The sequence below is a fragment of the Chromobacterium sp. genome (assembly GCF_041912965.1).
GTDB classification, from domain to species: Bacteria; Pseudomonadota; Gammaproteobacteria; order Burkholderiales; family Chromobacteriaceae; genus Chromobacterium; species Chromobacterium aquaticum.
In genome coordinates this window covers 1-21497 of sequence record NZ_JAYSGF010000033.1, presented here as the reverse complement: position 1 = coordinate 21497, position 21497 = coordinate 1, and the positions used below count along the sequence as shown (strand labels likewise).

The 21497-nt window shown below is 62.5% G+C and carries 22 protein-coding genes; 16 read left to right on the top strand and 6 right to left on the bottom strand.

The features are described from left to right. The first annotated feature begins 39 nt into the window (after positions 1 to 39). The gene (locus tag ACE3QM_RS16725) at positions 40 to 468 is read left to right on the top strand and encodes a DUF4149 domain-containing protein (protein WP_048409569.1); all 429 of its coding nucleotides are present in this window, start codon (positions 40 to 42) and stop codon (positions 466 to 468) included. A gap of 96 nt (positions 469 to 564) precedes the next feature. On the opposite strand, the gene yhbY is transcribed toward ACE3QM_RS16725, so the two are convergent. Beyond that, a complete protein-coding gene (gene yhbY, locus ACE3QM_RS16720) occupies positions 565 to 879 on the bottom strand; it encodes a ribosome assembly RNA-binding protein YhbY (RefSeq protein WP_369799205.1) in 315 nt (104 codons plus the stop codon). A 139-nt stretch (positions 880 to 1018) separates the two neighbouring features. Between yhbY and rlmE the strand changes: the two genes are divergently transcribed. The 6 genes from rlmE (at position 1019) to ACE3QM_RS16690 (ending at position 8698) form a co-directional block, all read left to right on the top strand. Continuing rightward, positions 1019 to 1636, top strand: a complete 618-nt coding sequence (gene rlmE, locus ACE3QM_RS16715; protein WP_048409571.1) for a 23S rRNA (uridine(2552)-2'-O)-methyltransferase RlmE — start codon at positions 1019 to 1021, stop codon at positions 1634 to 1636. 83 nt (positions 1637 to 1719) lie between these two features. Then, the gene (ftsH, locus tag ACE3QM_RS16710; protein ID WP_374423448.1) at positions 1720 to 3630 is read left to right on the top strand and encodes an ATP-dependent zinc metalloprotease FtsH; all 1911 of its coding nucleotides are present in this window, start codon (positions 1720 to 1722) and stop codon (positions 3628 to 3630) included. 89 nt (positions 3631 to 3719) lie between these two features. Next, complete coding sequence (gene folP, locus ACE3QM_RS16705; RefSeq protein WP_374423446.1) at positions 3720 to 4562, top strand: dihydropteroate synthase; 843 nt, start codon at positions 3720 to 3722, stop codon at positions 4560 to 4562. A 78-nt stretch (positions 4563 to 4640) separates the two neighbouring features. Then, the gene (gene glmM / locus ACE3QM_RS16700) at positions 4641 to 5975 is read left to right on the top strand and encodes a phosphoglucosamine mutase (RefSeq protein WP_231463210.1); all 1335 of its coding nucleotides are present in this window, start codon (positions 4641 to 4643) and stop codon (positions 5973 to 5975) included. Positions 5976 to 6191: 216 nt separating this feature from the next. Beyond that, positions 6192 to 8135: an ExeM/NucH family extracellular endonuclease gene (locus ACE3QM_RS16695; protein WP_053074348.1), complete on the top strand. Its 1944-nt coding sequence runs from the start codon at positions 6192 to 6194 to the stop codon at positions 8133 to 8135. After that, entirely contained in the window at positions 8117 to 8698 is a 582-nt protein-coding gene (locus tag ACE3QM_RS16690; protein WP_374423443.1) for a rhomboid family intramembrane serine protease, read from the top strand. The genes ACE3QM_RS16695 and ACE3QM_RS16690 overlap by 19 nt, the downstream gene beginning before the upstream one ends. Here ACE3QM_RS16690 and alr read toward each other — a convergent pair. Next, positions 8644 to 9717, bottom strand: a complete 1074-nt coding sequence (gene alr / locus ACE3QM_RS16685; protein ID WP_374423441.1) for an alanine racemase — start codon at positions 9715 to 9717, stop codon at positions 8644 to 8646. The two genes, ACE3QM_RS16690 and alr, sit on opposite strands and share 55 nt — an antisense overlap. 113 nt (positions 9718 to 9830) lie before the next feature. On the opposite strand from alr, the gene ACE3QM_RS16680 reads away from it, so the two are divergent. Further along, on the top strand, positions 9831 to 10451 hold the full coding sequence (locus ACE3QM_RS16680) for a DedA family protein (RefSeq protein ID WP_231463218.1): 621 nt from the start codon (positions 9831 to 9833) through the stop codon (positions 10449 to 10451). Positions 10452 to 10517: 66 nt separating this feature from the next. Here ACE3QM_RS16680 and ACE3QM_RS16675 read toward each other — a convergent pair whose 3' ends face one another. Then, positions 10518 to 10844: an FKBP-type peptidyl-prolyl cis-trans isomerase gene (locus tag ACE3QM_RS16675; protein WP_048409578.1), complete on the bottom strand. Its 327-nt coding sequence runs from the start codon at positions 10842 to 10844 to the stop codon at positions 10518 to 10520. A 171-nt stretch (positions 10845 to 11015) separates the two neighbouring features. On the opposite strand from ACE3QM_RS16675, the gene ACE3QM_RS16670 reads away from it, so the two are divergent. Both ACE3QM_RS16670 and ACE3QM_RS16665 read left to right on the top strand, forming a co-directional pair. Beyond that, on the top strand, positions 11016 to 11798 hold the full coding sequence (locus tag ACE3QM_RS16670; protein ID WP_374423438.1) for a DUF2189 domain-containing protein: 783 nt from the start codon (positions 11016 to 11018) through the stop codon (positions 11796 to 11798). Between the two features lie 11 nt (positions 11799 to 11809). Continuing rightward, entirely contained in the window at positions 11810 to 12760 is a 951-nt protein-coding gene (locus tag ACE3QM_RS16665) for a D-2-hydroxyacid dehydrogenase (RefSeq protein ID WP_374423436.1), read from the top strand. Positions 12761 to 13060: 300 nt separating this feature from the next. Here ACE3QM_RS16665 and ACE3QM_RS16660 read toward each other — a convergent pair whose 3' ends face one another. Further along, positions 13061 to 13540, bottom strand: coding sequence for a DUF1841 family protein (locus ACE3QM_RS16660; protein WP_048409581.1), 480 nt, complete (start codon positions 13538 to 13540; stop codon positions 13061 to 13063). A 57-nt stretch (positions 13541 to 13597) separates the two neighbouring features. Here ACE3QM_RS16660 and ACE3QM_RS16655 point away from each other — a divergent pair, with 57 nt between their 5' ends. Beyond that, positions 13598 to 14083, top strand: a complete 486-nt coding sequence (locus ACE3QM_RS16655) for a glutathione peroxidase (protein WP_374423434.1) — start codon at positions 13598 to 13600, stop codon at positions 14081 to 14083. 32 nt (positions 14084 to 14115) lie between these two features. On the opposite strand, the gene trmB is transcribed toward ACE3QM_RS16655, so the two are convergent. Both trmB and ACE3QM_RS16645 read right to left on the bottom strand, forming a co-directional pair. Then, positions 14116 to 14796 (bottom strand): tRNA (guanosine(46)-N7)-methyltransferase TrmB, encoded by a 681-nt coding sequence (trmB, locus tag ACE3QM_RS16650; protein WP_231463221.1) that lies wholly within the window; start codon positions 14794 to 14796, stop codon positions 14116 to 14118. A gap of 38 nt (positions 14797 to 14834) precedes the next feature. Continuing rightward, on the bottom strand, positions 14835 to 15755 hold the full coding sequence (locus ACE3QM_RS16645; RefSeq protein ID WP_374423432.1) for an NAD-dependent epimerase/dehydratase family protein: 921 nt from the start codon (positions 15753 to 15755) through the stop codon (positions 14835 to 14837). A gap of 38 nt (positions 15756 to 15793) precedes the next feature. Here ACE3QM_RS16645 and ACE3QM_RS16640 point away from each other — a divergent pair, with 38 nt between their 5' ends. From ACE3QM_RS16640 to argF, 5 genes are all read left to right on the top strand, one after another. Continuing rightward, the gene (locus ACE3QM_RS16640; protein ID WP_231463225.1) at positions 15794 to 16822 is read left to right on the top strand and encodes a CDP-6-deoxy-delta-3,4-glucoseen reductase; all 1029 of its coding nucleotides are present in this window, start codon (positions 15794 to 15796) and stop codon (positions 16820 to 16822) included. Between the two features lie 250 nt (positions 16823 to 17072). Then, positions 17073 to 17201 (top strand): DUF3149 domain-containing protein, encoded by a 129-nt coding sequence (locus tag ACE3QM_RS16635; protein WP_019103856.1) that lies wholly within the window; start codon positions 17073 to 17075, stop codon positions 17199 to 17201. Positions 17202 to 17708: 507 nt separating this feature from the next. Continuing rightward, positions 17709 to 19148: an arginine-ornithine antiporter gene (arcD, locus tag ACE3QM_RS16630; RefSeq protein WP_048409586.1), complete on the top strand. Its 1440-nt coding sequence runs from the start codon at positions 17709 to 17711 to the stop codon at positions 19146 to 19148. An 84-nt stretch (positions 19149 to 19232) separates the two neighbouring features. Then, a complete protein-coding gene (locus ACE3QM_RS16625) occupies positions 19233 to 20465 on the top strand; it encodes an arginine deiminase (protein ID WP_048409587.1) in 1233 nt (410 codons plus the stop codon). A gap of 133 nt (positions 20466 to 20598) precedes the next feature. After that, on the top strand, positions 20599 to 21497 hold an 899-nt coding region (gene argF, locus ACE3QM_RS16620; protein ID WP_374423428.1), incomplete at its 3' end, for an ornithine carbamoyltransferase.

Below are 21497 nucleotides of genomic sequence, written 5' to 3'. Positions count from 1 at the left end.
AGGCCTGGCGCTCGGCGCGGCGCGGGAGAGGACTGAGACATGGATGGATTGCGTTCCATCGCCAAGACCTTCTGGATTGGCGGCTTGTGGGTGATAGGCATCATCGTGGCGCCGGTGCTGTTCGCCATGCTGGACCGGGTCACCGCCGGCATGGTGGCCGGCAAGCTGTTCGCCAGCATCGCCTGGGTGGGGTTGGTGTGCGGGGTGATCCTGCTGGTCGACCATATCCGCCGCAACGGCGCGGCCGGGGTCAAGGAAAGCGGCTTCTGGCTGGTGATGGGCATGCTGGCCTGCACGCTGATCAATCACTTCGCCGTCACCCCCATCATCGCCAATCTCAAGGCGCAGATGAATCATGCGGCCGAAGGCCTGTTCGGCGGAGGCTTCGCCACCTGGCACGCGATTTCCAGCCTGATCTATCTGGTGCAGAGCCTGATGGGCTTGGTCTACGTCTGGCGCAACGATTAAGCTACGGCTCGCCGTAGCGCTCCCTTGGGAGCGGACAAAACAAAAGCGGTGGCATGCCACCGCTTTTCTACGAAGCGCGATCGCCGCGAGCGGCGTTCAGCCCTTCAGCGCTTGCTTGTTCTTGGGCAGAACGATGCGCTCCTTATCGCTGGGGCGCCACAGCACCAGCAGCTTGCCGATGTGCTGAACCGGGGCGGCGCCCAGGTCTTCGCAGATCTGCTCGAACATGGCGACGCGCGCTTCGCGGTCGTCGCCCAGCACGCGGACCTTGATCAGTTCGTGTGCGTCCAGATTGATGGCGATTTCGCGGATCACCGCGTCGGTCAGGCCGTTATTGCCTATCATCACCACCGGGTTGAGGCCGTGCGCCAGTCCCTGCAAATGTTTGCGCTGGAACGGCTTGAGTTCAATTTTCATGGAAATACGGATTTACAAAGCAAAAGCGGATTCTACTCGAATTTGCGCGCTTTCCCAAAGTCCGCGCCTAAAATAACTGAAAAACAACAGGATAGCGCGGCTGGCCTGTTGTCCCACCAACGGAGCTAGCGCAATGGCTAGAAGCAAGAGCAGCAATGGCTGGCTGCAGGAACACGTCAACGACCCCTACGTCAATCAGGCGCAGAAAGACGGCTACCGCGCGCGCGCCGCTTACAAGCTGCTGGAAATCAACGACAAGGACAAGCTGATCCGTCCCGGCACGGTGCTGGCTGACCTCGGCTCCACGCCCGGCAGCTGGTCGCAGGTGGCGGCGCGCATCGTCGGCGACAGCGGCAAGGTGTTCGCGCTCGACATCCTGGACATGGATCCGGTGCCCGGCGTCGACTTCATCCAGGGCGACTTCCGCGAGGAAGAAGTGCTGGCGCAATTCGTGCAATTGCTCGGCGGCCGCGAATTGGACCTTGTAATTTCCGATATGGCGCCCAATATGTCAGGCATGAGCGCCATGGACCAGGCCAGGAGTTTCCTGTTATGCGAGCTGGCGCTGGAATTTGCGCGGGATCATTTGAAACCTGGCGGCCATTTTCTCGTCAAAGTGTTCCAGGGCAGCGATTTCCAAGCCTATCTCAAGTCCATGCGCGAGCTGTTCGACGAGGTAGTCACCCGCAAGCCGAAAGCGTCGCGCGACCGTTCCAGCGAAATTTACCTGCTGGGCAAAGGCCGACGCTGACATAAAGTGGCTCGCGGCGTACAATCAAAGCAAATATCTAGACAAGCAACCAAAAAGTCAGGGCACAGAGGAGTCCGCTACTCGTGAACAATATCGGCAAAAACATCGCGATATGGGTCATCATCGGTTTGGTACTGATGACGGTATTCAATCAGTTCAACAAGCGTCAGGATACCCAGAATCAGCTTGAATATTCGCAGTTCATCAGCGATGTCGAGTCCGGCAAGGTCCAGTCCCTGACCATAGAAGGCCACCCGCTGCGCGGGCAATGGCTGAAAGGCAAGCTGACCGACGGCTCCGCGTTCAGCACCTACGCGCCCTACGATCCGCAACTGGTCGACGACCTGATCAAGAACAACGTCCGCTTCTCCGCCAAGCCGGAAGAAGAGCCGTCCATGCTGATGAATATTTTCATCAGCTGGTTCCCGATGTTGTTGCTGATCGGCGTCTGGGTGTTCTTCATGCGCCAGATGCAGGGCGGCGGCAAGGGCGGCGCGTTCTCCTTCGGCAAGAGCAAGGCCAGGATGCTGGACCAGGACGCCAACACCGTCACCTTCGCCGACGTCGCCGGCTGCGACGAGGCCAAGGAAGAGGTGAAGGAGATCGTCGATTACCTGCGCGATCCTTCCCGCTACCAGAGCCTGGGCGGCCGCATTCCGCGCGGCATCCTGCTGGCCGGCTCGCCCGGTACCGGCAAGACCTTGCTGGCCAAGGCCATCGCCGGCGAGGCCAAGGTGCCGTTCTTCAGCATCTCCGGCTCCGACTTCGTTGAAATGTTCGTCGGCGTGGGCGCGGCCCGCGTGCGCGACATGTTCGAGCAAGCCAAGAAGAACTCGCCGTGCATCATCTTCATCGACGAGATCGACGCGGTCGGTCGTCAGCGCGGCGCCGGTCTCGGCGGCGGCAACGACGAGCGCGAACAGACGCTGAACCAACTGCTGGTGGAAATGGACGGTTTCGACACCAATTCCACCGTGATCGTGATCGCCGCGACCAACCGTCCGGACGTGCTGGACCCGGCGCTGCAGCGTCCTGGCCGTTTCGACCGCCAGGTGGTGGTGCCGCTGCCGGATATCCGCGGCCGTGAACAGATCCTGGGCGTGCACATGCGCAAGGTGCCTATCGCCGCCGACGTCAACGCCGAGGTGATCGCGCGCGGCACGCCGGGCTTCTCCGGCGCCGACCTCGCCAACCTGATCAATGAGGCAGCGCTGTTTGCCGCGCGCCGCAACAAGCGCCTGGTGGACATGGAGGACCTGGAGTCCGCCAAGGACAAGATCATGATGGGCGCCGAGCGTCGCAGCATGGTGATGACCGAGGAAGAGAAGCGTAACACCGCTTATCACGAGTCCGGCCACGCCGTCGTCGCCAAGCTGTTGCCCAAGGCCGATCCGGTGCACAAGGTCACCATCATCCCGCGCGGTCGCGCGCTGGGCGTGACCATGCAGCTGCCGGAACAGGATCGCTTCGCCTATGATCGCGGCTATCTGCTGGACCGCATCGCCATTCTGTTCGGTGGCCGCATCGCGGAAGAGCTGTTCATGAACCAGATGACCACCGGCGCTTCCAATGACTTCGAGCGCGCCACGCAAATGGCGCGCGACATGGTGACCCGCTACGGCATGAGCGACAAGCTGGGCCCGATGGTGTACGGCGAGAACGAGGGCGAAGTCTTCCTCGGCCGCTCCATCACCACCCACAAGAACCTGTCCGAAGCCACCATGCAGCAGGTGGACGCTGAAATCCGCCGCATCATCGACGAGCAGTACGCGCTGGCGCGCCGCCTGCTGGAAGAGAACCGTGACAAGGTGGAAGCGATGACCGCCGCGCTGCTGGAATGGGAAACCATCGACGCGGATCAGATCAACGATCTGATGGACGGCAAGCCGCCGCGTCCGCCCAAACCGGGCGCCGGTTTCGCGGCCAAGCCGCTGGAAGACAAGCCGACGCCGCCGGCGGCGGAGGTCAGCGCCGATCCGGCCCAGGAAGTCTGAGACCTTAAGTGAAGAAGCCGGGCAAGCCTTGATGGGCTTGCCCGGTTTTTTTGCGACAATTCATACCCATCCATGAGCGTAGTCAGATCATGAAACCCTCTTTGCAATGCGGGCGCTTCACGCTCGATCTGTCCCGTCCGCTGGTGATGGGCATTCTGAACGTCACCCCGGACTCCTTTTCCGATGGAGGCCGCTTCAACGCCTTGGACCAGGCTTTACGGCATGCCGAGCGGATGCTGGCCGAAGGCGCGGCCATTCTAGACATCGGCGGCGAATCCACGCGGCCCAATGCGCCCCATGTCAGCCCGGAACAGGAAATGGAGCGGGTGCTGCCGGTGCTGGAGCGCCTGCGCGAGCTGGGCGCGCCGCTGTCGCTGGACACGCGCCGCACGGCGGTGATGCGCGAGGCGCTGGCCTTGGGCGCGGTGGACCTGGTCAACGATGTGTCGGCGCTGGAAGACGCGGGCGCGCTGGAATTGGTGGCGGGCGCGGACGCGGCGATCTGCCTGATGCACAAGCAGGGCAATCCGGACACCATGCAGGATCGTCCGGAGTACGCTGACGTGGTGGCCGAAGTGGCCGGCTACCTGGCGCGGCGCGTCCAGCTGTGCCTGGACGCCGGCATCGCACGCGAACGCTTGCTGGCCGATCCCGGTTTCGGTTTCGGCAAGACGCTGGAACATAATTTGGCGCTGCTGCGCGGCCTGCCCGAGATCGAGCGCGCGGCCGGCGCGCCGCTGCTGGTGGGCTTGAGCCGCAAGTCCATGCTGGGCGCGATCACCGGCGAAGCGGTGCCGGCGGAGCGGCTGGGCGCCAGCGTGGCGGTGGCGCTGGAATCGGCGCGGCGCGGCGCGCGCATCATCCGCGTGCACGATGTGAAGGCCACGCATCAGGCGCTGCAAGTGCTGGCCGCTTTGGAAGGATTGAACTAAGGGGTACGCCTGGCGCACAATAGCCGGCGTAGCGATTACCGCGGTTGGCCAGAAGCCGGCCGGATTCGAGAGAAAAACATGAGCCGTAAATACTTTGGCACCGATGGCGTGCGCGGCGAGGTCGGCCAGTTCCCGATCACGCCGGAATTCGTGATGAAACTGGGCTATGCCGCCGGCCGGGTGCTGGTGGACCACGACAAGGGGCATCGTCCGACGGTGCTGATAGGCAAGGACACCCGGATTTCCGGCTATATGCTGGAAGCCGCGCTGCAAGCCGGCTTTTCCGCCGCCGGCGTCAATGTGCTGTTGACCGGCCCGCTGCCGACGCCGGGCATCGCCTACCTGACCCGCGCGCTGCGCCTTGAGGCCGGGGTGATGATTTCCGCCTCGCACAATCCCTTCCAGGATAACGGCATCAAGTTCTTCGCCGAAGGCGGCAAGAAGCTGGATGATGCGGTCGAACTGGAAATCGAGGCGATGCTGGAGCAGCCGATGGCGACCAATCCCTCCGAGCAATTGGGCCGGGTGCGTCGCATCGAGGGCGCGGTGGAGCGCTACATCGAATTCTGCAAGAGCAGCTTCCCCAACGACCGCGATCTCAAGGGCTTGAAGCTGGTGGTGGATTGCGCCCACGGCGCCACCTATCACGTGGCGCCCAAGGTGTTCCACGAATTGGGCGCCGAGGTGGTGACCATAGGCGGCGAGCCGGACGGCTACAATATCAACGAGAAGGTGGGCGCCACCTATCCCAAGACCTTGCAGGTGGCGGTGCTGGAGCATCACGCCGATTACGGCATCGCGCTGGACGGCGACGGCGACCGCCTGATCATGGTGGACCGCGATGGCACCGTCTACGATGGCGACCAGCTGATCTATGTGATCGCCAAGGCGCGCGCGGCGGCCGGCAAGCTCAAGGGCGGCGTGGTGGGCACGGTGATGACCAATCTGGCGATGGAGCTGGCGCTGAACAAGCAGGGCGTGGCCTTTGGCCGCGCCAAGGTCGGCGACCGCTATGTATTGGAAATGCTGCACGGCCAGGGCTGGCAGGTGGGCGGCGAAGCTTCCGGCCACATCCTGTGCCTGGATTGCCATTCCACCGGCGACGGCATCATCTCCAGCCTGCAAGTACTGGCCAGCCTGACCGATCTGGGCATGAGCCTGGCCGATGCCTGCAGCGACTGGCAGCCTTATCCGCAGACGCTGATCAATGTCCGTCATAATGGCTGCGACTGGAAGAGCGCGTCCGCGGCGCCGCTGGCCGCCGCCGAGCAGGCCTTGCAAGGCCGAGGCCGCGTGGTGTTGCGCCCGTCCGGCACCGAGCCGGTGGTGCGGGTGATGGTGGAGGCCGACGACAAGATCCTCGCCGATCAATGGGCGCAGACGATTGCGGAGGCGATTCGGCAAGTCGCTTGAGCGCGACAGCCGGCGGCTGCCGGTATCAGCATGAAAACGCCAAACAATTTCTGTTTGGCGTTTTTTATTGCCTGAATTTGGAAAGAAATGGCGCTTATTGTTTTTAAGCGAAACATACAGATAGTGACTTTGCGTGCAACTGTATCTAATGACATCTTTTTGTCATTGCGCTCTGGTTAGAATCAGCGCTCCTTACGCTCGTGATGAAACCAGACCATGAAAACAGCAAAAGCATTCAAGGCCTTGAGCCCGGTCGCCATGGCAGTGGCGCTGGCGGTTCCGGCCTTGGCCCAGGCCGCCTGTGGCGCCGCCGGCGCCACCCTGATCCATGATGTGCAGGGCCGCGTCGTCGGCAGCCCGCTACAAGGCAAGACCGTGACCGTGGAGGGCGTGGTCAGCGGCGCCTTCACCGGAACCGGCCAATTGCGTGGCTTCTATCTGCAAGAAGAGGCGCGGGACCAGGATGCGGACCCGGCCACCTCGGAAGGCATCTTCGTGTTTCTCGGCAATCTGGCCGCGCCGACGCTTAAACCCGGCGACGTGGTGCGCGTCACCGGCAAGGTGTCCGAGTACAGCCGCAAGGGCGACGCCGCCAGCGAAACTCAGATCACTCCGGCCAGCATCGCCGCGGTGGAGCAGTGCGCCTACCGCGAGCCGCTGACCTACGCCAGCCTGCGCCTGCCGCTGCAATCCAGCGCCCAGCTGGAAGCGTTGGCCGGCATGGCGGTGCGGCTGGAAGGCCCGGTCTATGTCGCCGCCAATTACGACTACGGCCGCTATGGCGAATTGACGCTGTCCAGCCAGCCGCGGTTGTGGACCGCGACCCAGCGTTTCCTGCCCGGCAGCGCCGAGGCCAAGGCGCTGAGCGAGGCCAATCAACTGGATAAGCTGACGCTGGACGACGGCCTGCAGATCCAGAACGCCAATGCCTGGCTGCCGGCGCCCGGCGGCTTGTCCGCCAGCCAGACCTTGCGCAGCGGTGATCGTCTGGATGGCGTGACCGGCGTGGTCAGCTACGCCTTCGGCAAATACCGGCTGCAGCCGCTGGCCGCGCCGCGCGCGGTGGCCAGCAATCCGCGTCCCGGCGCGCCCAAGCGCCTGCCGGAAAGCGTGCGTTTCGCCAGCTTCAATGTGCTCAATTTCTTCAATGGCGATGGCCAGGGCAAGGGCTTCCCGACGCCGCGCGGCGCCAAGACCCAGCAGGATTTCGAGCGTCAGCGAGCCAAGATCGTGGCGGCGATTCGTCAGTTGGACGCCGATGTGGTCGGACTGATGGAAATCGAGAATGACGGCTTCGACCGCTATTCGGCGATCCAGGACCTGGTCAACGCCTTGAACCAGGGCCAGCCGCAGCCCAAGCAATACCGTTTCGCCAATCCCGGCCTGCCGCAGGTGGGCAGCGACGCGATCACCACCGGCCTGATCTACCGTCCGGCCACGGTGACGGCGGAGGGCAAGGCCGAGGTGAGGGTGATAGGCAATCCGCAGAAGAACCGGCCGGCATTGCTGCAGACCTTTGTGCTCGACGCCAAGAGCAAGAGCCGGGTTACCGTGGCGGTCAATCACCTGAAGTCCAAGGGCAGCAGCTGCGCCGACCAGGTGGTGGACGGCCAGTCCGACGTGGACAAGGGCGACGGCCAGGGCAATTGCAATCTGACCCGGGTGCAAGCAGTGCGCGATCTGATGGCCTGGTACGCCACCCGGCCGCAGCCCGGCCCCAACGATGGCATGCTGCTGCTGGGAGATATGAACTCCTACGCTAAGGAAGATCCGATCCGCGCGTTTGAAAGCGCCGGCTTCAACAATCTGCTGGCGCGCTGGAGCCGCGACGCCTATTCCTATGTGTTCAACGGCGAGTCCGGCAATCTGGACCACGCCTTGGCCGACAAGGCGCTGAGTTCCATGGTGCTGGCGGCCGGGGAGTGGCACATCAACGCCGACGAGCCGACGGCGCTGGAGTACAGCAGCGAGTTCAAGAGCGCGGAACAGCAGCAGAAGTACTATGCGGCGGATGCCTATCGTTCCTCCGACCATGATCCCTTGTACGTCGATGTGGCGCGCCGCGGCAACGCGGTGGCGGCGGCGGACGAGGGTGGGCTGCTCATGCTGCTGGGCCTTGGCGCGGTGGCAGCGATGGCGGCGTGGCGCCGCAAGCGCTGAAACCGGGGAGCATCGACGGCTGGCCATGGCTGCTCGTCGTCGTCATGCTGCCGCTGGCCGCGCCCTGGGGCGCGGCGGCGCTGTCATGGCGCTTCGAGCCGTGGAACGCCGCGGAGTGGTGGCGGTTGCTGAGTGGGGGCTGGGTGCACGCCGACGCGCGCCACGCCTGCCTCAATAGCGCGGCGCTGGCCTTGCTGGCATGGCTGGGGCGGGATAGAGCGCCGCTGCTGCTGATGCTGGCCTTGGCGGCGCCGCCGGCCATCGCCGCGATGCAATGGCTGTGGCCGGCGCCGCAGGCCTTCGTCGGCGCCTCCGGCCTGGTCTATTGCTGGTGGGCGGCGCTGGCGCTGACCCAGCCGCGCTGGCGCGGCCTGTGGCTGGCCGTCTTGCTGGGGCGGCTGGCGTGGCAGAGCCTGTTCCCGCTCAGCTGGAGCGGCGGCGAATCGGTATTGGCATCGGCGCACTGGAGCGGCGCCGCCTTGGGTTTGCTGGCCGCTTGCGGCTGGCTTCAGTTATGGACGAGGCGCGGCACCCGCGGCGCCACCGCGCACATCAGTTCATAGCCCAGGGTGTCGGCGCCAGCCGCGACGCGTTCTATCGGCACTTGCGGGCCCCATAGTTCGACCCGGCTGCCGATGCCGGCCTGCGGCAGCTTGCTCAAATCCACCGCCAGCATGTCCATCGATACCCGGCCGACCGTGCCCGTCGGGTGGCCGTCCACCGCGACCGGCGTGCCGTTGGCGGCGATGCGCGGATAGCCGTCGGCATAGCCGCAGGCGACGATGCCGATGCGCATCTCGCCTTCGGCCACCAGGCGGCGGCCGTAGCCGACGGCATCGCCGGCCGGCACCTTTTGCACCGCGATGACGCGGCTGCTCAGCGTCATCGCCGGACGCAGGCCCAGGCCGGCGGCATCGGTGTCGGCAAACGGCGAACTGCCGTAGAGCACGATGCCGGGGCGCACGATGGAGCCGTGGGTATGCGGGTGGCGGAACAGCGCGGCGGAGTTGGCGGCGCTGACCGGCAGACCGCTGGGCGCGATCAGCGGCTGGAAGCGGCTCCATTGTTCGGCGACGCCGTAGTCGTCGTCGGCGCTGGCGAAGTGAGTCATCAGGGCGTCGACGCGCGCGCCGGGCTGCGCGCGCAATTGCGCCAGCGCGGCGGCGGCTTCGGCCGGCGTGAAACCCAGCCGATTCATGCCGCTATTGATCTTGAGCCAGCAGGAAACCGGCTGTTGGGCGGAACCTTTGGCCAGCCAGCTTATCTGTTGTTGGGAATGTACCGCGCCGCCCAGCCGGTAATGCGCCATCGCCGCGGCTTCCTCGGCGTCGAAAGCGCCTTCCAGCAGCACGATGTCCTGCTGGACGCCGGCTTGGCGCAGGCGGATGGCATCCTCGATATTGAGCAGGGCGAAGCCGTCGGCGACATCGGCCAAGGCCTGGACCGCGTCGAGCAGGCCATGGCCGTAGGCGTTGGCCTTGAGCACGGCGTAAGCCTTGGATTGCGGCGCCTGGGCACGGGACAGCAGGTAGTTGTGGCGGATGGCGGAGCGGTGGATTTCCACCTGGATAGGGCGAGTCATGTCAAGAAAGTCTGCGTTGGAGGTGTGCTATTATAAGCCCCTGGTGATGTACCCCGATAACGCAGCCGCGCCAGGATCGTCCTGAACGGAGACATGGCGGCAAGCGGAATAAAATGGACACTCTGCAAATACTTCTCGATTTTTTCACTGGCTACGGCTATTTCGCCGTGTTCACTGTGTTGCTGGTATGCGGTTTCGGCGTGCCGATTCCGGAAGACATCACCCTGGTGGCCGGAGGCATCATCTCCGGCCTAGGCTATACCAATGTGCATTGGATGTTCGTGGTCGGCATGGCCGGCGTGCTGGCCGGCGACGGCATCATGTTCACCGCCGGGCGGGTGTTCGGCAACCGAGTGCTGAAATTCCGGCCCATCGCGCGCATCCTGACCCAGGAGCGCTTCGAGGCGGTGCAGGAGAAGTTCGAGAAGTACGGCAATTGGGTGCTGTTCGTCGCCCGCTTCCTGCCGGGCCTGCGTTCCCCCATCTTCATCACCGCCGGCATGACACGGCGGGTGTCCTACTGGCGTTTCCTGGTGATGGACGGTTTCGCCGCGTTGATCTCGGTGCCGGTATGGGTGTATCTGGGTTATTACGGCGCCGCCAATCGCGAGTGGCTGATGACCATGGTGCATCGCGGCCAGGCCGGCATCCTGGCGGTGGTGGCGGCCTTGCTGCTGGGCGTGGCCTTTGTCTGGATGCGCCGCCGGCGCCAGCATCAGTGCGTGAAGAAATAAGCCAGCGCCACCAATAAAAAAAGCTTCCCAGGGGAAGCTTTTTTTACATCCTTGCGTGGTTGGGGTTCAACCCACTTGCAGCAGTTCCACTTCGAACACCAGAGTGGCATTGGGCGGAATCACGCCGCCGGCGCCACGCGCGCCATAGCCCAGTTCGGCCGGGATGGTCAGCTTGCGCTTGCCGCCCACCTTCATGCCGAGCACGCCCTGGTCCCAGCCCTTGATCACATAGCCGGCGCCCAGCGGGAAGCTGAACGGCTGGAAGCGGTCCTTGCTGGAGTCGAACTTGGTGCCGTCGGTCAGCCAGCCGGTGTAGTGCACGGTGACTTCCTGGCCGCTGACGGCTTCCGCGCCGTCGCCGATTGCCAGTTCTTCAATAATCAGTTCGCTCATTGGAATTCCTTTCGCGGATGCGCGGGATGGGGCCGGGCCAAGGCGGCCGGGCGCGGCCCCGTGCTAATCGGCGGATTATAGCAGCCGGATGGCCAGCTTGTGTTTTGCATCGCGTGGGGTATAACGGAAAGGATGCGGGGCTGCTCGCACCATACCTGAGGGGGACTTGCCATGGACGTGACTCACGATATCCCGCGCGACCGCCCGGTTGCGCGCAAAGTGGAAACCCTGCGGCCGCTGCAGTGGCTGAAAAAAGGCTTCCGCGATTTCCAGAAAGCGCCGGCCGACTGCCTGTTCTACGGCGCGGTGTTCGTGCTGATGGGCTATCTGCTGACCTTGTATTCCGAGCATTCGCCGGAATTGATCATCACCTTCGCCACCATCTTCCTGCTGGCCGGCCCCTTCCTGGCGATAGGCTTGTACGATATCGCCAAGCAGATGGAGGCCTTCGACGGCCACGGCCGGGTCAAGCTGGCGCACAGCATGTCCGCCTGGCGCGTCAACCTGCCGGCCTTCACCTTGTACGCTGCCTTGCTGGCGGTGCTGGTGTTCGGCTGGTTCCGCGTGTCCTTGCTGATGTTCGCGCTGTTCTACGACACCGCTGCGCTGCCATCCTTGAACGATATCGTCGTCAATGCGTTCAACCCGGATAATATCGCCTTCCTGGTCGCCTATTTCGCGGTCGGCTTTCTGTTTGCCCAAGTGGTGTTTTCGGTCAGCGTGGTGTCCATCCCGTTGATGCTGGACAAGGAAGTCGATACCGTCACCGCGATGATCGCCAGCGTGCAGGCGGTGCTGAAGAATGTGCTGACGATGGGGATATGGGCGGCTATCATTGTGGCGCTGAGCGCGGTGGGCTTCGTGACCTATTTTCTCGGTCTGATCATCATCATGCCGGTGTTGGCGCTGGCCAGCTGGCATGCTTACCGCGATTTGATCACCTTCGAGAGATGACTGAATAGCTGATGACCCACTCCGTCGTATTTCTTGACCGGGACAGCTTGCCTGTCCCGGTTCCGCTTCTGCCGTTCCCGGCCGAGTACCATGAATTCCCGTCCACCAGCGTCGAAGACGCGGCGATGAATTGCTCGGGCGCCGACATCGTCATCAGCAATAAGGTGCCACTGCGCCGCGACACGCTGGAACAGTTGCCGGGCCTGAAACTGGTGGCCATCGCCGCCACCGGTTACAACCATGTCGATCTGGACGCCTGTCGCGAACTGGGCATCGCGGTATGCAATATCCGCAACTATGGCGATGACACCGTGGCCGAGCACGCGCTGACGCTGATGCTGGCGCTGGCCAAGAACTTGCCGGCTTATCAGCGCGACGTCGCCGCCGGCATCTGGCAGCAATCGAGGCAGTTCTGCCACTTTGGCGCGCCGATCCGCGATTTGCGCGGGGCGACGCTGGGCATCATCGGCGCGGGTGGCATCGGACGGCGCTTGGGTGAGCTGGCCGCCGCGCTGGGCATGCGGGTCTTGTTCGCCGAGCGCAAGGGTGCTGGCGAGGTCAGGCCCGGTTATGCGGCTTTCGCCGCGGTGCTGGCGCAGGCCGACGTGATTTCCCTGCATTGCCCGCTGAGCGAGGAAACGCGCGATTTGATCGCGCAGCCGGAGTTGATTGCGATGAAACCCGGTGCTCTATTGATCAATACCGCTCGCGGCGGGCTGGTCAACGAGGCGGATCTGGTGGCCGCGCTGAAATACGGGCAACTGGGTGGCGCGGGTGTTGACGTGCTCAGTGAGGAGCCGCCGGTGAACGGCAATCCCTTGCTGAAGACCCGTTTGCCCAATCTGATCGTCACGCCGCACATCAGCTGGGCCAGCCGGCAGGCGATGGAGCGGCTGGCCGCGCAATTGGTGGAGAATATCGGCGCCTTCGTGGCCGGGGAGTTGCGCAACCGCCTGGTTTGAGGTGGCGCGGGGTGAAAGAGTCGGCGTCATGCCGGCTTTTTTTATGGACGATATTTTAAACTTATAGTTTATATAAATGATTTTATAATTTATTTGTTGTTAACTATTTAAAAACAATTTGCAATATGTTTAATATGAGAATAGGATGATGTTGCTCTTCTGGCTCTGCCAGTATGAGCTGCCCCGCTTGATCGCCGTGGAGGGTTTCCCCCCACGGCTCTTTTTTTGCCTGAAGCTCGCGCCAATGCCACACGCCCGGCAGGGCCGGGCGTGTGGGTGAGGCTGGGGGCCGGCTTCGCTTCAGTCCGGGATTTCATTGGGATTGACGCGCGCTTGCTCCTCCGCGCCCATGCCCAGCTTGCCGCGGATGCAGCCGATATAACGGTTCACGTCCGGACCGCCGCCGTGGCGCTGCGCATGCCAGATCATTTCGCCCAGACAGTCCATCATTGAGTGTTGTGCCTGGTGCTCGCTGCCGTGGCGCAAGGCTAGCTGCGCATACAAGGAACGGATGCCGAAGGGTTGGTCGATGGAGCGTTGTTCCTCTATCGCCACATGCAGGCCCAGATGCAGGAAGGGGTTGCTCTGGCCCATTTCCGGCGTCCACTCCTGTTCCATATACTGTTCCGGACGATCCAGAATGGCGTGATACTCCGGGTGGTCTATAAGAATGGGAAGCACCATCTTTTCCAGATCGGACAAGTCCGCGCCGGATTTGGATTTCTGCCAGGTGTCGAAAAAGAAGCGCCGGGCGTCTTGCCGGCTGGGATTGAACAACATTCGGATAGTGCCTGAGTCGATTCTCGGGAGCCCTTATTATACGAGACGGAGGTGGCCATGACCACGCTTTACGATTTCTCCGCCGCGCGCATAGACGGCAGCGAGCAGCCGCTGTCGGCGTACACCGGCCAAGTCGTCCTGGTGGTGAATACCGCCAGCGAGTGCGGTTATACCCGGCAATACGCTGGCTTGCAGGACTTGCAGCAAAGCCTGGGCGACCGCGGACTGGTGGTGCTGGGCTTTCCTTGCAATCAGTTCGGCGGTCAGGAGCCGGGAGGCGAAGCCGAGATCGAGCGTTTTTGCCGGACACGCTTCGAGGTGAGTTTTCCCTTGTTCGCCAAGCTGGACGTCAACGGGCCGCGAGCGCACCTGCTATGGCGCTGGCTGACTCAGGCCGATTCCACCCATCCGCATCCTGTGAAATGGAACTTCACCAAATTCCTGATCGATGGCAAGGGCAGGGTGCTCAAGCGTTACGAGCCGGCGGTGGAGCCGCATGAACTGCTGGAGGATATCAAGGCCTTGCTGCCTAGAGAGGGCTGAGACCCGCCGCTGGCGGCGGGTCCGGGCGGGCATCAGCGCCGGCGGAAAATCACATCCCACACGCCGTGGCCCAGCTTGATGCCGCGGGCTTCAAACTTGGTCAGCGGGCGGTAGTCCGGGCGCGGCGCGTAGCCGTCGGCGCTGTTGGCCAGCAGCGGCTGGGCGCTGAAGACTTCCATGATCTGCAGCGCGTAGTCTTCCCAGTCGGTGGCGGCGTGCAGGTAGCCACCGGGTTTGAGCTTGGTGATCAGCTTTTCCACCAGCGGCGCCTGGATCAGGCGGCGCTTGTTATGGCGTTTCTTGTGCCACGGGTCGGGGAAGAATATGTGCACGCCGTCCAGGCTGCCGTCGGCCAGCATATGGTCCAGCACCTCCACCGCGTCGTGGCGGATGATGCGCAGATTGCTCAATTCCTTTTCCGCGATCAGCTTGCACAGATTGCCGACGCCGGGCGAGTGCACTTCCACGCCAAGATAGTCCTTGTCCGGATTGGCCGCGGCGATTTCGGCGGTGGCGCCGCCCATGCCGAAGCCGATCTCCAGAATCTTGGGCGCCGCGCGACCGAAGGCCTGTTCCAGGTCGACGCGCTCGGGGCGGTATTCGATGCCCCAGCGCGGCATGCCTTCATCCATCGCGCGCTGTTGGCCGGGAGACAGGTGGCCTTGACGTAGTACAAAGCTGCGGATGGCGCGTTGAAATGCCGGATTTTCCATAGAGTGAAGCCTGCTGAAAACTCAAAAAAACCGCGATGTTACCGAATCTTGGCCGTCGAGGCGAGCACGGCAGTGATGCGTTCCGGCGCTTGGGCCAGCGCGGCCAGATAGTCGGCGGTGCTTGGCCAGCGCAGCCGGGGCAGCAATTCGCTGCGCAGGCGCCGGTTGTCCAGCCGCCGCGATTCCGCCAGATAAGACCATAGACCCGCGGAGAGCTGGCTACGGACGGCGTCGCGGGGCAGCAGCGGCGGCAGTGGCAGCGTCAGAGTGGCGGATAGTTGGCGATACCAGGCGCTGACTTGCAGCGGTTGATCGTCGCAGGCATTGTAGACGCGGCTTCCGCCGCGGCATTGTTGCAGCGCCGCCACGCAGGCGGCGGCGAGGTCGTCGGCGTGGATGTGGTTGCTCCAACTGTCTTCCTCGGGAACGATCAGCGGGGCCTGGGTGGCGAAGCGGCTCAGCGGCAGGCGCTCGTCAGCGTAAATGCCCGGCGCGCGCAACACCACGAGCTGGCTGCCGTGGGCGGCGGCGAAGCGGCGCAGCTGGGTCTCGGCGTCCAGCCGACGCCAGGCGCGGTCGTTGCGCGGACGGGGGCGGGCGCTTTCGTTCAGCCAGGCGCCACCGGCGTCGCCGTACACGCCGCTGGTGCTGATGTAGACCAAGCGCTGTGGTATCCTGCAACCTTTTGCCAACGCAGACAACAACTTGCGCATGCGCAAGTCCTTGAGGCCGGTTTCCTGGGGGGGAGCGGTCAGCAATAGATCGTCGGCCAGGCCGGCCAGCCGGCGCAAAGAGGCGGGATGGTCCAGGTCGCCGCGGATGGGCGTGACACCCTGACGGCGCAGTTCCGCCGCCGCGGCGCTGGAGCGGCATAGCGCCAGTACCCGCCAGTGGCGGACCAGTTCAGGCAGGGCGCGGCGCGCGACATCGCCGGCGCCGATGATCAGCAAGGTTCGCATAGTGCGCATTGTAGCCAGATATCGAGTAGAGGAAATAGATGACAGCGCAGGTGAAAGTGCTCCCCAGTGGGCACACATTTGGCGTCGAGCCGCATGAAACTGTTTTGGAAGCGGCGCTGCGCCAGGGCGTGGGCCTGCCCTACGGCTGCCGTGACGGCGCCTGCGGCGCTTGCAAGGGTAAAGTGCTGGAAGGCGAAGTGAGCCAGGACGGTTACCAGGAAAAAGCCTTGACCGAGGCAGAGCGCGCCCAGGGCATGGCGCTGTTCTGTTGTTCCCGGCCGCAGGGCGACATCACCATCGAGGCGCGCGAAGTGGCCGGCGCCGGCGATATCCAGATCAAGACCCTGCCGTGCCGCGTCGAGAAGATAGAGAAGATCCACGACGTGGCCGTGCTCAAGCTCAAGCTGCCGGTGTCGGAGCGCCTGCAGTTCAAGGCGGGTCAATACATCGACATCCTGATGAAGGATGGCAAGAAGCGTAGCTTCTCCATCGCCAATGCGCCGCACGACGACGCGTTCCTGGAACTGCATATCCGTCACCAGCCCGGTGGTTCCTTCTCCGATTATGTGTTCAGCCAGATGAAGGAGCGCGAGATCATGCGCTTCAAGGGACCGCTGGGTTCCTTCTTCCTGCGCGAGGATTCCGACAAGCCCATCATCTTCGTTGCCAGCGGCACCGGTTTCGCGCCGGTCAAAGGCATTATCGAACACGCGATCCACAGCGGCATCCAACGCGAGATGGTGTTCTACTGGGGCGCGCGCACCAAGGCCGACCTTTATATGGCCGAACTGGCCGGTGGCTGGCAGGCACAGAACCCCAACATCACCTTCATCCCGGTGCTGTCCGACGCGCTGCCTGGCGACGAGTGGGCGGGCCGCGTCGGCTTTGTTCACCAGGCGGTGCTGGAAGACTTCGCCGATCTGTCCGGTTACCAGGTCTATGCCTGCGGCGCGCCGGTCATGGTGGAGGCGGCGCATGGCAGCTTCACCCGCGAGTGCGGCTTGCCGGAAGATGAGTTCTTCTCCGACGCCTTCTTCCTGTCCAAGGACATGAGCGGCAGCAAGTAAGGGAATGACAGCGGACGTTTTTTTATGTGCCGGCGTCGCGAACTGTATTGCTGAATTTAAAACTGTAATGATCTAAATTACTGATTTTTCAGAAAAGAGCCCTTGGCGATAGCCAAGGGCTTTGTTATTTGTCTTGCATCAAATTTCCGAATAATGCCGTTTGATTTGGGTCAATGGATTCCAGGCAGGACTGGCTAAGATGAGGGTCAAGAAACCTACATGGGGCATGGCCCCGGATTAAGGAGTAGCGATGGAACTTCTGACTCTGCTTCTCTCCGACGACGTCGGTATTTTGAGCCTGGTGACCATTGTGGTGACCACGCTGGTGGTGTTGGGCGCTTTGGTGGCGATTTTCAAGAATGTGAAAAAGCCGGAATAGGGAGTCCACCTGGACAGTCTTTAATCAATCCTCTTGATGTGTGTGTTGGTGGATGCGGTGGTGGGCCGCATCCACTTTTTTTTGCTCCGTCGCTCAGCATCCATGCTTTGCCTGCACTTGCCGCTTTTCTTGCCTTGTTCCAAATATCGGCTGGCTGCTGGCTGATTCCCCCTCCGGCACCAAGCGTGCTTTTTCCGTTTTGATGATTCCATTGCCGGCTGATATTGTGTTTTATTTATAAGAAAAATTAAATTCATAGTTAATTAATTATTTTGTGCGCAGCAACATGGATTGCCCTGCCATTTGGGAGCAGGGCTTTTATAAAGCTTTTGTTCTATTGTCCGTATGGGGCGGATGCGATGTAACAGCGCTATTTGACGCAGGTCAAACGGATGTTCGACTGTTCTGGCGATGACTAAATCCGGGGTATACCATTGTCTCAGATGATAAGAATTTAATTATATAACAACAGATTTGCAGGTTAATGTACTCTCACGGAGAACGAAAATGTCTACGGAAACTGAAACCCAAGGCGGCGGCGCTCCCAAGCTCAAGCTTGGCGCGCTGACCGCTCTGGTGGTGGGCTCCATGATCGGCGGCGGTATCTTCTCATTGCCGCAGAACATGGCCGCGGGCGCCGGAGCCGGCGCCATCCTGATCGGTTGGGTCATCACCTTCTTCGGGATGCTGACCCTGGCATTCGCCTTCCAGATGTTGGCCAATCGCAAGCCGGAAGTGGAAGGCGGCGTGTATGGCTACGCCAAGGCGGGCTTCGGCAACTACATGGGCTTCAACTCGGCCTGGGGTTACTGGATTTCGGCCTGGATCGGCAATGTGTCCTACTTTGTGGTGATGTTCTCGGCGCTGGCCTTCTGGTTCCCGGTGTTCGGCGAGGGCAATACCACCACCGCCATCGTCTGCGCGTCCATCCTGTTGTGGGCCTTGCACTTCCTGGTGCTGCGCGGCGTGCATGGCGCGGCCTTCATCAACACCATTACCACCGTGGCCAAGCTGGTGCCGCTGGCGCTGTTCATCCTGCTGGTCATTTTCGCCTTCAAGGTGGAGACCTTTAATCTGGACTTCTGGGGTTCGGCCAAACTCGGCTCGGTCGTTGATCAGGTCAAGAGCACCATGCTGGTGACGGTGTGGGTGTTCATCGGCATCGAAGGCGCGTCGATGTTCTCCAGCCGTGCGGAAAACATGAAAGAAGTGGGCAAGGCCACCGTGATCGGCTTCCTGCTGACCATCGCCCTGCTGGTTGCGGTATCGGTGCTGTCGCTGGGCGTGATGTCCCAGACTGAATTGGCCGCGCTGAAGAACCCGTCCACCGCTTATGTGCTGGAAAAAGCCATCGGTCCCTGGGGCGCCAACCTGATGAACGCGGGTCTGGTGATTTCGGTGGGCGGCGCGCTGCTGGCCTGGACGCTGCTGGCTTCCGAAGCGCCCTACCTGGCGGGCAAGGACGGCGTGATGCCCAAAGTGTTCGGCACCACCAATGCCAATGGCTCCCCGGCCGCCTCGCTGTGGCTGACCAACGGCCTGATCCAACTGTTCCTGATCATCACGCTGTTCAGCTCCGCGGGCTACCTGGCGCTGCTGTCGCTGGCCACCTCGATGATTCTGATTCCCTACCTGTTGTGCGCCGGTTACGCCTTGCTGGTGGCCAAGCGTGGTGAAGGCTACGCCCAGGGCGAGTCCAGCGGCAAAGAGTTCAGCATCGCCGCCATCGCCTCGGTCTACGGCATCTGGCTGATCTACGCCGCCGGCCTGAAGTATCTGTTCCTGTCCATGGTGCTGTACGCCCCGGGCCTGCTGTTCTACCTGTGGGCTCGCAAGGAACGCGGCGAGAAAGCATTCACCGGCGCCGAAGCGGTACTGGCGGCACTGATAGTAGTGGCGGGCTTGTTCGCCGCCTATGAACTGGCTACGGGAGCGCTGACGCTCTAAGCCGGAACCCTGTAGCAGATTACCGGAGGCGCGCGAGATCCACGGGCCTCCACCAGCTCCCCCAATATCATTAAGGAGTTTGTCATGACCAAGTTTGGTGTTCATTCCGAGTGCGGCAAGTTGCGAACTGTGATGGTGTGCCGTCCTGGCCTGGCGCATAAGCGCCTGACCCCGGACAACTGCCACGGCCTGTTGTTCGATGACGTGATCTGGGTGGAACGCGCACAAAAAGACCATGCTTACATGGTCGAGCAAATGCGCTCCCGCGGCATCGAAGTGGTGGAAGTGCATGAGGCGCTGGCCAAGGTATTGGATGACAAGGCTTCCCGCGCCTGGATCCTGGATCGCAAGGTCAAGGCCGACAACGTAGGTATCGGCATGCTGCACGATCTGCGCAGCTGGCTGGATGAAATGCCGTCTTCGCAACTGGCCGAGCACATGGTGGGCGGTATCGCCAAGTTCGAACTGCCATTCGACCCGAAAGGCCTGTTCGGCGGCTATCTGGACCAGTCCGAGTTCGTGCTGCCGCCGGTGCCGAACAGCCTGTTCCAGCGCGACCCATCTTGCTGGATCTATGAAGGCGTGACGCTGAACCCGATGTACTGGCCGGCTCGCCGTCAGGAAACCCTGATCCTGCAATCCATCTACAAATTCCATCCGATGTTCGCCGGCAAGGTGAAAGTATGGTGGGGCGACTGCGACCAGGAACACGGCCCGGCCACGCTGGAAGGCGGCGACGTGATGCCTATCGGCAACGGCGTGGTGCTGATCGGCATGGGCGAACGCACCAGCCCGCAGGCCGTGGTGCAAGTGGCCAAGCGCGTGCTGGGCAAGGAAGGCGGCGCCACTCGCGTGATCGCTTGCCAGATGCCTAAGTCCCGCGCGGCGATGCACCTGGACACCGTGTTCAGCTTCCTCGACATCGACCTGCTGTCGCTGTTCCCGGACGTGGTGGACGACATCACTTGCACCAGCATGTACGCCGGTGATCGTGAAGGTGAAATCCGTTTCGAACGCCACGAAGGCGTGCACCTGGTGGAAGTGGTGCGCCAGGCGCTGGGTCTCAAGGAAATCCGCGTGATCCAGACCGGCGGCGACGCCTACCAGCGCGAACGCGAGCAGTGGGACGACGGCAACAACGTGGTGGCGCTGGATCGCCGCGTGGTGGTGGCTTATGACCGCAACACCTACACCAACCGCCTGATGCGCGAGCATGGCGTGGAAGTGATCGAGATTCCGGCTTCCGAGCTGGGCCGCGGCCGCGGCGGCGGTCACTGCATGACCTGCCCGATCACTCGCGACGAAGTGAAACTGTAATTCAGCTGTAGTGTCCCGGCCGCGGGCGCGGCCGGGAGGAAAACCCAAGATTCATGTGCAAAAAGACAGGTTGACCGCCGGTTTCCCCGGAAACGACGGCCGGCTTGCCCAGACTCTAATCAGGAGCAATATCATGGCTTTCAATCTGCGCAACCGTAACTTCCTCCGCATGCTGGACTTCACCCCGCGCGAAATCCGCTACATGCTCGACCTGGCCCGCGACCTGAAGCGCGCCAAGTACACCGGCACCGAACAGCAGCACCTGAAGGGCAAGAACATCGCCCTGATCTTTGAAAAAACCTCTACCCGCACCCGTTGCGCGTTTGAAGTGGCCTGCTACGACCAGGGCGCCAACGTGACTTACCTTGGGCCGTCCGGTTCGCAAATCGGCATCAAGGAATCGATGAAGGATACCGCTCGCGTGTTGGGCCGCATGTACGACGCGATCGAATACCGCGGCTTCGACCAGCACATGGTGGAAACCGAGCTGGCCAAGTTCGCCGGCGTGCCGGTATACAACGGCCTGACCGATGAATGGCACCCGACCCAGATGCTGGCCGACGTGCTGACCATGTGGGAAAACAGCGACAAGCCCATCTCCCAGATCAGCTACACCTACCTGGGCGACGCCCGCAACAATATGGGCAACTCCCTGCTGGTGATCGGCGCCAAGCTGGGCATGGACGTGCGCATCGGCGCGCCCAAGCACCTGTGGCCGACCGACGAACTGGTCGCTCAGTGCCGTGAAATCGCCGCCAAGACCGGCGCGCGCATCACCTTGACCGAAGATGCCAAGGCCGCGGTCAAGGGCACCGACTTCATCCACACCGACGTATGGGTGTCCATGGGCGAGCCGGCCGAAGTCTGGGCCGAACGCATCAAGCTGCTGAAGCCTTACCATGTGAACGCCGCGCTGATGGCCGCCGCCGAAAACCTGCAAGTGAAGTTCATGCACTGCCTGCCGGCCTACCACAACAGCGAAACCAAGGTGGGCAAGGAAATCGCCGCGCAATACCCGGACCTGGCCAACGG